The organism is Streptomyces sp. NPDC059851 (assembly GCF_042732005.1).
GTDB lineage: Bacteria > Actinomycetota > Actinomycetes > Streptomycetales > Streptomycetaceae > Streptomyces.
Window position 1 is genome coordinate 1 of the sequence record NZ_JBHWJJ010000178.1, and the last position, 14,480, is coordinate 14,480.

The window sequence follows — 14,480 nt, forward strand, 5'->3', positions numbered from 1 at the left end:
GAGCCGGTGGGCGAGGTGGATCGGCAGGGGCATCAGCTCGGGCGTCTCGTCGCACGCGTAGCCGAACATCAGGCCCTGGTCGCCGGCGCCCTGCTTGTCGAGCTCGTCCTCATCGCCCTCGACGCGCTGCTCGTACGCACTGTCGACACCCTGCGCGATGTCCGGGGACTGCGCGCCGATGGACACCGACACGCCGCAGGAGGCGCCGTCGAAGCCCTTCTTCGAGGAGTCGTACCCGATCTCCAGGATCTTGTCGCGGACGAGCTGCGCGATCGGCGCGTACGCCTTCGTCGTCACCTCACCCGCGATGTGCACGAGGCCGGTGGTGATGAGGGTCTCCACGGCCACGCGCGAGGTCGGGTCCTCGGTGAGGAGTGCGTCGAGGATCGTGTCGCTGATCTGGTCAGCGATCTTGTCGGGGTGGCCCTCGGTCACGGACTCCGAGGTGAACAGGCGGCGGGACACATCGCTCCCTGGGGTTGCAGCGGCTGCTGGCTGATCATTTGGCGAAACCTTACCGGGGGCTGCGCCCGGTCACGTTCCGAATGCAGTTTATCGGTCGCCACCGTTCGCCGGACCACCCGTCTCGCCTTCTGGGAGCTGTGTGACCTGCGGCACTCCATTCTGGCTCATGGAGCGGGCTTCGAGAAGGGCCATCCGTCAGGCGAGGCGGGGAAGGACCTGGTCCCAGATCGCGTCCGCCAGAGCTTCCTTGGGACCGTAGGGAACGGCCACTTCCTGGCCGTCGGAGGACAGGATCACTGCTTCGTTCTCCTCCGAACCAAAGGTCTTCGTCTCACCGACCTCGTTCACGACGAGAAGATCACACTTCTTGCGGAGGAGTTTGGCGCGCCCGTTGGCCAGGACTTCGTCGGTTTCCGCTGCGAAACCGACGATGACCTGCCCCTCCCGGGCCCGGTCGGACGAGATCTCGGCGAGGACGTCGGGGTTGCGGACGAGGGCGACGGGGGCGGGGTCCCGCCCGTCCTGCTTCTTGATCTTGCCGGAGGCGTAGGCGGCCGGCCGGAAATCGGCCACGGCCGCGGCCATCACCACGGCGTCGGCGTCCGCGGCCGCCTTGAGCACCGCCTCCCGCAGCTGTACGGCCGTACCGACGCGCACGACGTCCACCCCGGCCGGGTCGGCGAGCGCGGTGTTCGCGGCGACGAGCGTGACCCGGGCGCCGCGCGCGACGGCGGTGCGGGCCAGCGCGTAGCCCTGCTTGCCGGAGGAGCGGTTGCCGAGGAAGCGGACCGGGTCGAGTGGCTCGCGGGTGCCGCCGGCGCTGATCACCACGTGCCGCCCGGCCAGGTCGGGCTCGGTCACGCCGCGGGCCAGGACCCGGACGCACACCTCGTAGACCTCCTCGGGCTCGGGCAGCCGCCCCTTGCCGGTGTCCTTGCCGGTGAGCCGACCGACGGCCGGCTCGATCACCACTGCGCCGCGGCGGCGCAGCGTGGCCACGTTCTCCTGGGTGGCGGGGTGCTCCCACATCTCGGTGTGCATGGCGGGGGCGAAGACCACCGGACAGCGGGCCGTGAGGAGGGTGTTCGTGAGGAGGTCGTCGGCCAGTCCGTGGGCGGCCTTGGCCAGCATGTCAGCGGTGGCGGGGGCGACGACGACGAGGTCGGCGGACTGGCCGATGCGCACGTGCGGCACCTCGTGGACGCTCTCCCACACCTCCGTGCCGGCCGGGTGCCCGGAGAGGGCCGCCCAGGTGGCCTCGCCGACGAAGTGGAGGGCCGACGCGGTGGGGACGACCCGTACGTCGTGGCCGGATTCGGTCAGCCGGCGCAGCAGCTCGCACGCCTTGTAGGCGGCGATCCCGCCGCTCACCCCGAGCACGACCTTCGGCTTACCCACCACACACGCCCCTTCGGCTGACCGTTGCCACGTCCTACGTACCTATGACACACCACAGGCCCGGCAGGTGTGCTGCCGGGCCTGTGTGCAGGAAATCCTGGGTGCCTTACTGGACCGGGGCCTCGATGGCCTCGGAGGTCAGCAGACCCGCGTTGATCTCGCGCAGCGCGATCGAAAGCGGCTTCTCGTGGACGTGGGTGTCCACGAGGGGGCCGACGTACTCGAGCAGGCCCTCACCGAGCTGCGAGTAGTACGCGTTGATCTGACGCGCGCGCTTGGCCGCGTAGATCACGAGGCTGTACTTCGAGTCCGTGGCCTCGAGCAGCTCGTCGATCGGCGGGTTGATGATGCCCTCGGGCGCAGTGATGGAAGAGGACACGCTCTACCTTCCGAAGATCGGGTGAAAGATGGGACGTCGGCCGATCGGGTCATCCGGGGGATGAAGCTCCGGCCAACGGTCACACAACGTCCATCAAGGCTAGCAGCTCGCGCGCCACGTCCTCGACGGAGGTGTTGACCAGGGTGGTGTCGAACTCGGATTCGGCGGCCAGCTCGACCTTGGCGGTCGTCAGTCGGCGCTCGATGACCTCGGCGGACTCGGTGCCCCGGCCGGTGAGCCGGCGGACCAGTTCCTCCCAGCTCGGCGGGGCCAGGAAGACCAGCTGGGCGTCGGGCATGGACTCGCGCACCAGGCGGGCGCCCTGGAGGTCGATCTCCAGGAGGACGGGCTCGCCGTTCTCCAGGCGCTCGGTCACCGCGCCGCGCGGTGTGCCGTAGCGGTTGCCCGCGAATTCGGCCCACTCCAGCAGCTCGCCGTTGGCGACCAGCTTGTCGAACTCGTCGTCGGTGACGAAGAAGTAGTGGACTCCGTGCCGTTCACCGGGCCGCGGTGTGCGGGTGGTGGCCGACACCGAGAGCCACACCTCGGGGTGGACCTTGCGCATATGCGCGACGACCGTGCTCTTGCCGACACCCGAAGGGCCGGAGAGCACGGTCAGCCGCGGACGAACCTCTGCTGCCATAGAGCGATTATCCAGGTTCCCGGGACTGCCTGAGAACGCTGGAGGAACTCCGGGCAGCACGTCAGCCGGCAGGGGTGCCGAACTCACGCTCCAGGGAGGCGATCTGGTTGGAGCCGAGACCTCGGACACGCCGGGACTCGGAGATGCCGAGGCGCTCCATGATCTGCTTGGCGCGGACCTTGCCCACGCCGGGCAGGGACTCCAGCAGGGCGGAGACCTTCATCTTGCCGATGACGTCGTTCTCCTGGCCCGTCTTGATGACCTCTTGGAGCGAGGCGCCGGAGTGCTTGAGTCGATTCTTCACCTCGGCCCGCTCCCGGCGAGCCGCGGCGGCCTTTTCGAGCGCGGCTGCGCGCTGTTCAGGGGTAAGGGGCGGAAGAGCCACGCCTACGTCACCTCGGATGTCGAACTGTCGGATATACGGACCGGTGGGGAACCCGAGGGCACCACACCAGGCGAGGGCCCGAACAGCGGTGGAACTCGTTCGCTGCTCGTTCACTCTGGTCGGAGACTAGCGGCCACAACCGCTCCAGTCAGCGAGAACGGACGAAAAGTCCTGGTCAGCCTCCACTGAACCGTACATCACGGACAAACCACCCCGGTTTTGTCCGGTGAAAGACGTTCGATTTTCGTCAGACCGTACGACGAGCACCCCGGTCGCCGCGGTCAGGCAGCGACGGCCTCCCGGATCTCGTCGGCGAACCGGGCCGCCGACCCGCGCAGTGCGTCGGCGTCCGGACCGTGCCGCAGCACCCCGCGGGAGACGTTCGGCACCACGTTGCGCACGGCCGCCCCGAAGACCCGCGGCAGGTCGGCCGCGGCGGCGCCCTGCGCACCGATGCCGGGGGCGAGCAGCGGCCCGTTGATGTCCAGGTCGAAGGAGGACAGGTCGCCGAGCGTCGCTCCCACGACCGCGCCGAAGGAGCCCATGGGGGTGGCGCCCGCGTTCTCCTCGGCCAGGTGGGCCAGCATCGTCGCGCCGATGGTCCGACCGTCCTCGCGGACCGCCCGCTGGACCTCGGCGCCCTCCGGGTTCGAGGTCAGGGCCAGTACGAACAGGCCGGCGCCGGACTCGCGGGCCAGCTCCACGGCGGGGGCCAGCGAACCGTAGCCCAGGTACGGGGAGACGGTCAGGGCGTCGGAGAACAGCGGCGAGTCCTCGTGCAGGAAGGTCTCGGCGTACGCGGCCATGGTGGAGCCGATGTCGCCCCGCTTGGCGTCCATGAGCACCAGGGTGCCGGCCGCCCGGGCGTCGGCGACGGTCCGCTCCAGCACCGCCACGCCGCGCGAGCCGAAGCGCTCGAAGAAGGCCGCCTGCGGCTTGAACACCGCGACCGAGTCGGCGAGCGCCTCGACGACGGTGCGGGAGAACCGCTCCAGGCCGGCGACGTCGTCGTTCAGCCCCCAGGAGGACAGCAGGGAGGCGTGCGGGTCGATGCCGACGCACAGCGGGCCGCGCTCGTCCATGGCGGAGCGCAGGCGGGTGCCGAACGGCAGGGGCCGCCCGGAGGGCGTCGGTGAGGGGTGGTGGTCGGGCGACGGGTGGGCGGTCACTGGGCGGCCTTTCGGGTCTCGGCGCCGACGGCCTCGGCGAGGGTGGCGTACGGGCTGGCGGCCAGGCGGGCGGCCAGGCCCTTGTGGATGGCGCGGGCGTAGAACGGGCCCTCGTAGATGAACGCGCTGTACCCCTGGATGAGCGTGGCGCCCGCCAGGATCCGCTGCCACGCGTCCTCGGCGTTCTCGATGCCCCCGACGCCCACGAGGACCAGCCGGTCGCCCACACGGGCGTACAGGCGGCGCAGGACCTCAAGGGAGCGCTGCTTGACGGGCGCGCCCGACAGGCCGCCGGTCTCCTGCACCAGGGCGGGGTCGGACTTCAGGCCGAGGCCCTCGCGGGCGATGGTGGTGTTGGTGGCGATGATGCCGTCCAGGCCCAGCTCCAGGGCCAGGTCGGCGACCGCGTCCACGTCCTCGTCGGCGAGGTCGGGCGCGATCTTGACCAGGAGCGGGACGCGGCGGTCGGTGACCGTGCGGTCCGCTGCCTCGCGGACGGCCGTCAGGAGGGGGCGCAGGGACTCGGTCGCCTGGAGGTTGCGCAGGCCCGGGGTGTTCGGGGAGGAGACGTTGACGACGAGGTAGTCGGCGTGCCGGGCGAGGCGCTCGGTGGAGGTGACGTAGTCCGCCACGGCCTCCTCCTCGGGCACGACCTTGGTCTTGCCGATGTTGACGCCCACGACGGTCCGGAAGACCGGTCGGCGGGCCTCCAGGCGGGCCGCCACGGCCGCCGAGCCCTCGTTGTTGAAGCCCATGCGGTTGATCAGCGCGCGGTCCGGCACGAGCCGGAACAGCCGCTTCTTGGGGTTGCCGGGCTGGGCCTGGGCGGTGACCGTGCCGATCTCGACGTGGTCGAACCCGAGCATGGACATGCCGTCGATGGCGACGGCGTTCTTGTCGAAGCCCGCGGCCAGGCCGAAGGGGCCGTGCATGCGCAGGCCGAGGGCCTCGGTGCGGAGCTCCTCGTGGCGGGGGGCGAGGGCGGCCGCGGCGAAGGTGCGCAGCACCGGGGTGCGGGCGGCCAGGCGGATCCAGCGGAAGGCCAGGTAGTGGGCCTCCTCGGGGTCCATCCGCTTGAAGACGAGGTTGAAGAAGAGCTTGTACATGAGTCCGGAAGATCCCTTGTGCGCTCACGAAGAGGGGGACACCGCTGCGCGTCGCGCTCGTGGTGTCCCCCTGTCCGTACGGGTTGTCAGTCGCGTGCGGCGGTCAGGTGCTCGGCGTGCTCCTGGAGGGAGCGGACGCCGACTTCGCCGTGGCCCAGGGCCTCGATGCCCTGGACGGCGGCGGCGAGTGCCTGGACCGTGGTGAGGCACGGGACGCCGCGCGCCACGGCCGCGGTGCGGATCTCGTAGCCGTCGAGGCGGCCGCCGGTGCCGTACGGGGTGTTGACGATCAGGTCGACCTGGCCGTCGTGGATGAGCTGGACGATGGTCTTCTCGCCGCCGGGGCCCTCGCCCTCGCTGAGCTTGCGCACGACGGTGGCGTTGATTCCGTTGCGGCGCAGGACCTCGGCGGTGCCGGAGGTGGCGAGCAGCTCGAAGCCGTGGGCGACGAGCTCGCGGGCCGGGAAGACCATCGAGCGCTTGTCGCGGTTGGCGACGGAGATGAACGCGCGGCCCTTGGTGGGCAGCGGGCCGTAGGCGCCGGCCTGCGACTTGGCGTACGCCGTGCCGAAGACCGAGTCGATGCCCATGACCTCGCCGGTGGAGCGCATCTCCGGGCCGAGGACGGTGTCCACGCCGCGGCCGTGGATGTCGCGGAAGCGCGACCACGGCATGACGGCCTCCTTGACGGAGATCGGCGCGTCCAGCGGCAGGGTGCCGCCGTCGCCGGTCCTGGGCAGCATGCCCTCGGCGCGCAGCTCGGCGATGGTGGCGCCGAGCGAAATGCGGGCGGCGGCCTTCGCGAGCGGGACCGCGGTCGCCTTCGAGGTGAAGGGGACGGTGCGGGAGGCGCGCGGGTTGGCCTCCAGCACGTAGAGGATGTCGCCGGCCATCGCGAACTGGATGTTGATCAGGCCGCGGACGCCGACGCCCCTGGCGATGGCCTCGGTGGAGGCGCGCAGGCGCTTGATGTCGAAGCCGCCGAGGGTGATCGGGGGCAGGGCGCAGGCGGAGTCGCCGGAGTGGATGCCGGCTTCCTCGATGTGCTCCATGACACCGCCGAGGTAGAGCTCGGTGCCGTCGTAGAGGGCGTCGACGTCGATCTCGATCGCGTCGTCGAGGAAGCGGTCGACCAGCACCGGGCGGGTCGGGGAGATCTCGGTGGACTCGGCGATGTACGCCTCCAGGCGCGCCTCGTCGTAGACGATCTCCATGCCGCGGCCGCCGAGCACGTAGGACGGGCGGACGAGGACGGGGTAGCCGATCTCGTCGGCGATGGCCTTCGCACCCGCGAAGGTGGTGGCGGTGCCGTGCTTGGGGGCGGGCAGGCCGGCCTCGGCGAGGACCCGGCCGAAGGCGCCGCGGTCCTCGGCGGCGTGGATGGCCTCCGGGGAGGTGCCGACCACGGGTACGCCGTTGTCCTTGAGCGCCTGGGCGAGGCCGAGCGGGGTCTGGCCGCCGAGCTGGACGACGACGCCGGCGACGGGGCCGGCGAGGGACTCGGCGTGGACGATCTCCAGCACGTCTTCGAGCGTGAGGGGCTCGAAGTACAGGCGGTCGGAGGTGTCGTAGTCGGTGGAGACGGTCTCCGGGTTGCAGTTGACCATCACGGTCTCGTAGCCGGCGTCGCTCAGGGCGAAGGAGGCGTGGACGCAGGAGTAGTCGAACTCGATGCCCTGGCCGATGCGGTTCGGGCCGGAGCCGAGGATGATCACCGCGGGCTTCTCGCGCGGGGCGACCTCGGACTCCTCGTCGTAGGACGAGTAGAAGTACGGGGTCTTCGCGGCGAACTCGGCGGCGCACGTGTCGACCGTCTTGTAGACGGGGCGGACGCCGAGGGCGTGGCGCAGCTCGCGGACGACGTCCTCGCGCAGGCCCCGGATCTCGGCGATCTGGGCGTCGGAGAAGCCGTGCCGCTTGGCCTCGGCGAGCAGCTCGGGGTCGAGGCGCTCGGCGGCGGCGAGGTCGTCGGCGATCTCCTTGATCAGGAAGAGCTGGTCGACGAACCACGGGTCGATCTTGCTGGCCTCGAACACCTCCTCCTGGGTGGCGCCGGCGCGGATGGCCTGCATGACGGTGTTGATGCGGCCGTCGGTCGGGCGGACCGCCGCGAGGAGCAGCTCGTCCTTGTCGCCGGGCTCACCGGTGAAGGTGAACTGGGAGCCCTTCTTCTCCAGGGAGCGCAGGGCCTTCTGCAGGGCCTCGGTGAAGTTGCGGCCGATGGCCATGGCCTCGCCCACCGACTTCATGGTGGTGGTGAGGGTGGCGTCGGCGGCCGGGAACTTCTCGAAGGCGAAGCGGGGGGCCTTGACGACGACGTAGTCGAGGGTCGGCTCGAAGGAGGCCGGGGTCTTCTCGGTGATGTCGTTCGGGATCTCGTCGAGCGTGTAGCCGACGGCCAGCTTGGCTGCGATCTTGGCGATCGGGAAGCCGGTGGCCTTGGAGGCGAGCGCCGAGGACCGGGAGACGCGCGGGTTCATCTCGATGACGATGATCCGGCCGTCGACCGGGTTGACCGCGAACTGGATGTTGCAGCCGCCGGTGTCGACGCCGACCTCGCGGATGATCGCGATGCCGATGTCGCGCAGCCGCTGGTACTCGCGGTCGGTGAGGGTCATCGCCGGGGCGACGGTGATGGAGTCGCCGGTGTGGACGCCCATCGGGTCGAAGTTCTCGATGGAGCAGACGACGACGACGTTGTCGGCCTTGTCGCGCATCAGCTCCAGCTCGTACTCCTTCCAGCCGAGGATGGACTCCTCCAGGAGCACCTCGGTGGTCGGGGAGAGCGTGAGGCCCTGGCCGGCGATGCGGCGCAGCTCCTCCTCGTCGTGGGCGAAGCCGGAGCCGGCGCCGCCCATGGTGAAGGAGGGGCGGACGACGACGGGGTAGCCGCCGAGGGTGTCCACGCCGGCGAGGACCTCGTCCATGGTGTGGCAGATGACCGAGCGGGCGGACTCGCCGTGGCCGATCTTCCGGCGGACCTCCTCGACGACCTCCTTGAAGAGGTCGCGGTCCTCGCCCTTGTTGATGGCCTCGACGTTGGCGCCGATGAGCTCGACGTTGTACTTCTCCAGCACCCCCTGCTCGTGCATGGAGATGGCGGTGTTCAGGGCCGTCTGGCCGCCGAGGGTGGGCAGGAGGGCGTCGGGGCGCTCCTTGGCGATGATCTTCTCGACGAACTCGGGGGTGATCGGCTCGACGTAGGTGGCGTCGGCGATCTCCGGGTCGGTCATGATCGTCGCGGGGTTGGAGTTGACCAGGATGACCCGCAGGCCCTCGGCCTTGAGGATGCGGCAGGCCTGGGTCCCGGAGTAGTCGAACTCGGCGGCCTGGCCGATGACGATCGGGCCGGAGCCGATGACCAGGACGGACTGGATATCGGTGCGCTTAGGCACGCTCGGCCTCCATCAGGGATACGAAGCGGTCGAAGAGGTACGCGGCGTCGTGCGGGCCCGCGGCCGCCTCGGGGTGGTACTGGACGCTGAAGGCCGGCTGGTCGAGCAGCTGGAGGCCCTCCACCACGTCGTCGTTGAGGCAGACGTGGGAGACCTCGGCGCGGCCGTAGGGGGTCTCGGAGACCTTGTCGAGGGGCGCGTCGACGGCGAAGCCGTGGTTGTGGGCGGTGACCTCGACCTTGCCGGTGGTGCGGTCCTGGACCGGCTGGTTGATGCCGCGGTGGCCGTACTTCAGCTTGTAGGTGCCGAAGCCGAGGGCGCGGCCGAGGATCTGGTTGCCGAAGCAGATGCCGAAGAGCGGCGTCCTGCGCTCCAGCACGCCCTGCATGACGGAGACGGCGTGGTCGGCGGTGGCCGGGTCGCCGGGGCCGTTGGAGAAGAACACGCCGTCCGGGGAGACCGCGTAGATGTCCTCGACGCCGGCGGTGGCGGGCAGGACGTGCACCTCGATGCCGCGCTCGGCCATGCGGTGCGGGGTCATGCCCTTGATGCCGAGGTCGACGGCGGCGACGGTGAACTTCTTCTCGCCGATCGCGGGGACGACGTACGGCTCCTTGGTGGCGACCTCGGCGGAGAGGTTGGCGCCCTTCATCTGGGGGGAGTCCTGGACGCGGGCCAGCAGGACCTCGTCGCGGACGCCCTCGAAGGCCTCGCCGGAGAAGATGCCGACGCGCATGGCGCCGCGCTCGCGCAGGTGGCGGGTGAGTGCGCGGGTGTCGATGCCGCTGATGCCGACGACGCCCTGGGCGGCGAGCTCCTCGTCCAGGGAGCGCTTGGCGCGCCAGTTGGAGGGGACGCGGGCGGGGTCGCGGACGACGTAGCCGGAGACCCAGATGCGCGAGGACTCGGGGTCCTCGTCGTTGACGCCGGTGTTGCCGACGTGCGGGGCGGTCATCACGACGACCTGCCGGTGGTACGAGGGGTCGGTGAGGGTTTCCTGGTAGCCGGTCATGCCGGTGGAGAACACGGCCTCGCCGAAGGTCTCCCCCACTGCGCCGTAGGCGCGGCCGCGGAAGGTGCGACCGTCCTCCAGGACGAGTACGGCGGGAGCTTTGGCTGCTCCCCTGGTGGAGGTCGTCATCGTTCGGCGCCTTCCGTCGTGGTGGATGTGTTCATGTGGTTGATGGCTTCGACCCAGGCGGCGTGTTCGGCCGCCCGGTCGGAGCGGAACCCGGAGTCGATCAGTGCGTCGCCGTGCGCCCAGGTGACGACGAGCAGACCGCCCTCGGTGAGTACCTTGCCCGCGATCCCCTTGTCGAGGCGGGCGCCGCGCAGCTGCGCGGCCGGTACGAAGAAGTCGGTGGCACCCGGACGGACCACTTCGAGGCCCTCGTCCGTGAGGGTGAGTTCGACGCGGCTGCGCACGCCCAGACCGTGGGCGACGATCCGGTCGAGCCACTGCCCGGCGGTGGTCGACCCGTGGTACCGACCGGTGAGGACCAGCCGGTGCTCGGGGAGTCCACCGGGGGCGGTGGGCAGTTCCGGCAGGGCGCTCTGCAGGGCGCCGCGCCATTTCCAGCCCTGCCGCATCAGCCAGTACACGAAGGCGATGAAGACGAGCAGACCGATCACCCACGCGATGCGGGCACCCCAGTCCGTCACCTCCGCCGACTTCCGTTCGGCGGCCTCTGCGGCCAGTCGGATTGCTCCAGGTGTCACGCCAGTTTCCCGTCCACGACCGTTGTACGGCCCCGCAGGAAGGTGTGAGTGACGCGTCCCGGCAGCTCTCGGCCCTCGTAGGGCGTGTTGCGGCTGCGGGAGGCGAAATGTGCGGGGTCCACGACACCACGGTACGAGGTGTCGACCAGCACGAGGTTCGCGGGTTCGCCTGCCGAGACGGGGCGCCCGTGGTGCGGGAGGCCGCCGATGCGGGCCGGGGCGAAGGACATGCGCTCGGCGACGCCCGCCCAGTCGAGGAGGCCGGTCTCGACCATCGTCTGCTGGACGACGGAGAGGGCGGTCTCCAGGCCGACCATGCCCATGGCGGCCGCGGCCCACTCGCAGTCCTTGTCCTCGTGCGGGTGCGGGGCGTGGTCGGTGGCGACGATGTCGATCGTGCCGTCGGCGAGGGCCTCGCGCAGGGCCATGACGTCGCGCTCGGTGCGCAGCGGCGGGTTGACCTTGTAGACGGGGTTGTAGGAGCGGACCAGCTCGTCGGTGAGGAGGAGGTGGTGCGGGGTGACCTCGGCGGTGACGTCGATGCCGCGGGACTTGGCCCAGCGGACGATCTCGACGCTGCCTGCCGTGGACAGGTGGCAGATGTGGACGCGGGAGCCGACGTGCTCGGCGAGGAGGACGTCACGGGCGATGATCGACTCCTCGGCGACGGCGGGCCAGCCGCCCAGGCCGAGCTCGGCGGAGACGACGCCCTCGTTCATCTGGGCGCCCTCGGTGAGGCGGGGCTCCTGGGCGTGCTGGGCGATGACGCCGCCGAAGGCCTTCACGTACTCCAGGGCGCGGCGCATGATCACGGCGTCGTCGACGCACTTGCCGTCGTCGGAGAAGACGGTGACCTTGGCGGCGGACTCGTGCATGGCGCCGAGCTCGGAGAGCTTCTTGCCCTCCAGGCCGACGGTGACGGCGCCGATGGGCTGCACGTCGCAGTAGCCGGCCTCCTGGCCGAGCCGGTAGACCTGCTCGACGACGCCGGCGGTGTCGGCGACGGGGAAGGTGTTCGCCATGGCGAAGACGGCGGTGTAGCCGCCGGCCGCGGCGGCGCGGGTGCCGGTCAGGACGGTTTCGGAGTCCTCGCGTCCGGGCTCGCGCAGGTGGGTGTGGAGGTCGACGAGGCCGGGGAGCAGGATCTGGCCGGCGGCCTCGATGACGGTGTCGACGCCGTCGGCGGAGAGTCCGGTGCCGACCTCGGCGATGGTCTCGCCGTCGATCAGGACGTCCTGTACCTCGCCGCCGAGGACCTTCGCACCGCGGATCAGGGTCTTGGTCATGGTTACTCGGTCTCCTCGGCGGTGCGCGCGGTGGGGGCGGTGGTGGTGACGGCGGGCTCGGAGCCGCCGAGCAGCAGGTACAGGACGGCCATGCGGACGGACACGCCGTTGGCGACCTGCTCGACGACCGTGCAGCGGTCGGAGTCGGCGACCTCGGCCGTGATCTCCATGCCGCGGACCATGGGGCCGGGGTGCATGACGATGGCGTGCTCGGGCATCTTCGCCATCCGGGCGGCGTCCAGCCCGTAGCGGCGGGAGTACTCGCGCTCGGTGGGGAAGAACGCGGCGTTCATCCGTTCGCGCTGCACACGCAGCATCATGACGGCGTCGGACTTCGGCAGCACCTCGTCGAGGCCGTACGAGACCTCGCAGGGCCAGGTGCCGACCCCGACGGGCAGCAGGGTGGGCGGGGCCACGAGGGTGACCTCGGCGCCGAGCGTGTGCAGCAGGTCGACGTTGGAGCGGGCGACGCGGCTGTGCAGGACGTCGCCGACGAGGGTGATCCGGCGGCCGTCGAGGCCCTTGCCGAGGCCGGCGTCCGGGCCGACGAGGCGGCGGCGCATGGTGAAGGCGTCCAGCAGGGCCTGGGTGGGGTGCTGGTGGGTGCCGTCGCCGGCGTTGATGACGGGGGCGTCGATCCAGCCGGAGGTGGCGAGCCGGTAGGGGGCGCCGGAGGCGCTGTGGCGGATGACGACGGCGTCGACGCCCATCGCCTCCAGGGTCTGGGCGGTGTCCTTGAGCGATTCGCCCTTGGAGACCGAGGAGCCCTTGGCCGCGAAGTTGATGACGTCGGCGGACAGCCGCTTCTCGGCGGCCTCGAAGGAGATCCGGGTGCGGGTGGAGTCCTCGAAGAAGAGGTTGCAGATCGTGCGGCCGCGCAGGGTGGGCAGCTTCTTTATCGGCCGGCCGGCGACCCGGGCCATCTCCTCGGCGGTGTCGAGGATCAGGACGGCGTCGTCGCGCGTCAGGTCGGCGGCCGAGATGAGGTGGCGCTTCATCTGGGTGCTCCGTAAGTCGGGGGAGGTCAGAGCGGCGGGGCTGGCTGGCCGGCGTGCGGGCAGGGCAGGCCGGCGCGCGGGCCCCGGAAGCGGGGCCCATCACTCGTACGGGCGTACGAAGGTCCGTGGGTACGGCTACGGCTACTGCGCGGCCGCCGGGGCGGTCTGCTGGCCGAGCAGTACGGCGTCACGGCCGTCCTCCTCCTGGAGCTGGACCTTGACGGTCTCCCGCAGCGAGGTGGGGAGGTTCTTGCCGACGTAGTCGGCGCGGATCGGCAGTTCGCGGTGGCCGCGGTCGACGAGGACCGCGAGCTGGACGGCGCGGGGGCGGCCGAGGTCGCCGAGGGCGTCGAGGGCTGCCCGGATGGTGCGGCCGGAGAAGAGGACGTCGTCGATCAGGACGACGAGGCGGCCGTCGATGTCGTCGCCGGGGATCTCGGTGCGGCCGATGGCGCGTGCCGGCTTCATCCGCAGGTCGTCGCGGTACATGGTGATGTCGAGGGACCCGACCGGGATCTTCGCCCCGGTGATCTCTTCGAGTTTGGCGGCCAGCCGGCGGGCGAGGAACACGCCGCGGGTGGGAATGCCGAGGAGCACCACGTCGTCGGCGCCCTTGGCGCGTTCGACGATCTCGTGGGCGATGCGGGTCAAAACCCGCGCGATGTCCTGTGCCTCTAGCACGGGGCGCATCGCTTCGGTGCCTGCAGTGGTGTTCTGGGCAGCCTGAGCGTCCATGGAAAGGACCTCCTTCTCCGCCTCACGGGACGGACCTTAAAGGACGTCTGCACAACGTCGTCCACGGTACCAGGGGGATTCGGGTGGAGCCGAACCGGGGCTGCGCCGGGCCGCTCGTCCGTGGGCGAGGGACGGCATTCGGCTTGACGCATCCAAGTCACGCTGCGTAACCTCACAGTGAGTTACCAGCCGCGCGGCGGAGCCGCATGGTCTCCATGTAGTCACAGCGTCACAGCGTCCGGGAGCGTTATGTCCAGCGAATACGCCAAACAGCTCGGGGCCAAGCTCCGCGCCATCCGCACCCAGCAGGGCCTCTCCCTCCACGGTGTCGAGGAGAAGTCGCAGGGCCGGTGGAAGGCCGTGGTGGTCGGTTCGTACGAGCGCGGAGACCGCGCCGTGACCGTCCAGCGCCTCGCCGAGCTGGCGGACTTCTACGGGGTGCCGGTGCAGGAGCTCCTGCCGGGCACCACCCCCGGCGGCGCGGCCGAGCCGCCGCCGAAGCTGCGTCTCGACCTGGAGCGCCTCGCGGGCGTTCCCGCCGAGAAGGCCGGTCCGCTCCAGCGCTACGCGGCGACGATCCAGAGCCAGCGCGGCGACTACAACGGCAAGGTGCTGTCGATCCGCCAGGACGACCTGCGCACCCTCGCCGTCATCTACGACCAGTCCCCCTCGGTCCTGACCGAGCAGCTGATCAACTGGGGCGTCCTGGACGCCGACGCGCGCCGCGCCGTGGCGCACGAGGAGGCCTGATCCCGTCCCGGGACCAGCAGAAACGTTACCGGTGTGGGCCGGGAGCCTGGAG

14 protein-coding genes are annotated in these 14,480 nt (G+C 70.7%); 1 reads left to right on the forward strand and 13 read right to left on the reverse strand.

Annotation, left to right across the window (positions count from 1 at the left end; genetic code table 11):
- The 13 genes from ACFV7Q_RS35325 to pyrR all read right to left on the reverse strand — a co-directional run.
- On the reverse strand, positions 1 to 465 hold a 465-nt coding region (locus ACFV7Q_RS35325; RefSeq protein ID WP_385435018.1), incomplete at its 3' end, for an S-adenosylmethionine synthetase N-terminal domain-containing protein.
- A gap of 195 nt (positions 466 to 660) precedes the next feature.
- Positions 661 to 1,863: a bifunctional phosphopantothenoylcysteine decarboxylase/phosphopantothenate--cysteine ligase CoaBC gene (gene coaBC, locus ACFV7Q_RS35330; RefSeq protein ID WP_385435019.1), complete on the reverse strand. Its 1,203-nt coding sequence runs from the start codon at positions 1,861 to 1,863 to the stop codon at positions 661 to 663.
- A 106-nt stretch (positions 1,864 to 1,969) separates the two neighbouring features.
- Positions 1,970 to 2,242 carry a DNA-directed RNA polymerase subunit omega gene (gene rpoZ / locus ACFV7Q_RS35335; protein ID WP_114056739.1) on the reverse strand — a complete coding sequence of 91 codons (273 nt, stop codon included), beginning with the start codon at positions 2,240 to 2,242 and terminating at the stop codon, positions 1,970 to 1,972.
- Between the two features lie 79 nt (positions 2,243 to 2,321).
- Positions 2,322 to 2,885 (reverse strand): guanylate kinase, encoded by a 564-nt coding sequence (gmk, locus tag ACFV7Q_RS35340; RefSeq protein WP_385435020.1) that lies wholly within the window; start codon positions 2,883 to 2,885, stop codon positions 2,322 to 2,324.
- Positions 2,886 to 2,946: 61 nt separating this feature from the next.
- Complete coding sequence (locus ACFV7Q_RS35345; RefSeq protein ID WP_008740406.1) at positions 2,947 to 3,270, reverse strand: integration host factor; 324 nt, start codon at positions 3,268 to 3,270, stop codon at positions 2,947 to 2,949.
- 281 nt (positions 3,271 to 3,551) lie between these two features.
- Entirely contained in the window at positions 3,552 to 4,439 is an 888-nt protein-coding gene (pyrF, locus tag ACFV7Q_RS35350; protein ID WP_385435021.1) for an orotidine-5'-phosphate decarboxylase, read from the reverse strand.
- Positions 4,436 to 5,545 (reverse strand): quinone-dependent dihydroorotate dehydrogenase, encoded by a 1,110-nt coding sequence (locus ACFV7Q_RS35355; protein WP_385435022.1) that lies wholly within the window; start codon positions 5,543 to 5,545, stop codon positions 4,436 to 4,438. The genes pyrF and ACFV7Q_RS35355 overlap by 4 nt, the downstream gene beginning before the upstream one ends.
- Positions 5,546 to 5,631: 86 nt before the next feature.
- Positions 5,632 to 8,940, reverse strand: coding sequence for a carbamoyl-phosphate synthase large subunit (gene carB / locus ACFV7Q_RS35360; protein ID WP_385435023.1), 3,309 nt, complete (start codon positions 8,938 to 8,940; stop codon positions 5,632 to 5,634).
- Positions 8,933 to 10,081, reverse strand: a complete 1,149-nt coding sequence (gene carA, locus ACFV7Q_RS35365; RefSeq protein WP_385435024.1) for a glutamine-hydrolyzing carbamoyl-phosphate synthase small subunit — start codon at positions 10,079 to 10,081, stop codon at positions 8,933 to 8,935. Before carA ends, carB begins: the two co-directional genes overlap by 8 nt.
- Entirely contained in the window at positions 10,078 to 10,659 is a 582-nt protein-coding gene (locus ACFV7Q_RS35370; protein WP_385435025.1) for a hypothetical protein, read from the reverse strand. Before ACFV7Q_RS35370 ends, carA begins: the two co-directional genes overlap by 4 nt.
- Positions 10,656 to 11,945 (reverse strand): dihydroorotase, encoded by a 1,290-nt coding sequence (locus ACFV7Q_RS35375; RefSeq protein WP_385435026.1) that lies wholly within the window; start codon positions 11,943 to 11,945, stop codon positions 10,656 to 10,658. Before ACFV7Q_RS35375 ends, ACFV7Q_RS35370 begins: the two co-directional genes overlap by 4 nt.
- A gap of 2 nt (positions 11,946 to 11,947) precedes the next feature.
- Positions 11,948 to 12,943, reverse strand: a complete 996-nt coding sequence (locus tag ACFV7Q_RS35380) for an aspartate carbamoyltransferase catalytic subunit (RefSeq protein WP_385435027.1) — start codon at positions 12,941 to 12,943, stop codon at positions 11,948 to 11,950.
- Between the two features lie 141 nt (positions 12,944 to 13,084).
- Positions 13,085 to 13,678, reverse strand: a complete 594-nt coding sequence (gene pyrR / locus ACFV7Q_RS35385; RefSeq protein WP_385435028.1) for a bifunctional pyr operon transcriptional regulator/uracil phosphoribosyltransferase PyrR — start codon at positions 13,676 to 13,678, stop codon at positions 13,085 to 13,087.
- Positions 13,679 to 13,927: 249 nt separating this feature from the next.
- On the opposite strand from pyrR, the gene bldD reads away from it, so the two are divergent.
- Complete coding sequence (gene bldD, locus ACFV7Q_RS35390) at positions 13,928 to 14,428, forward strand: transcriptional regulator BldD (RefSeq protein ID WP_385435029.1); 501 nt, start codon at positions 13,928 to 13,930, stop codon at positions 14,426 to 14,428.
- Positions 14,429 to 14,480: the final 52 nt, after the last annotated feature.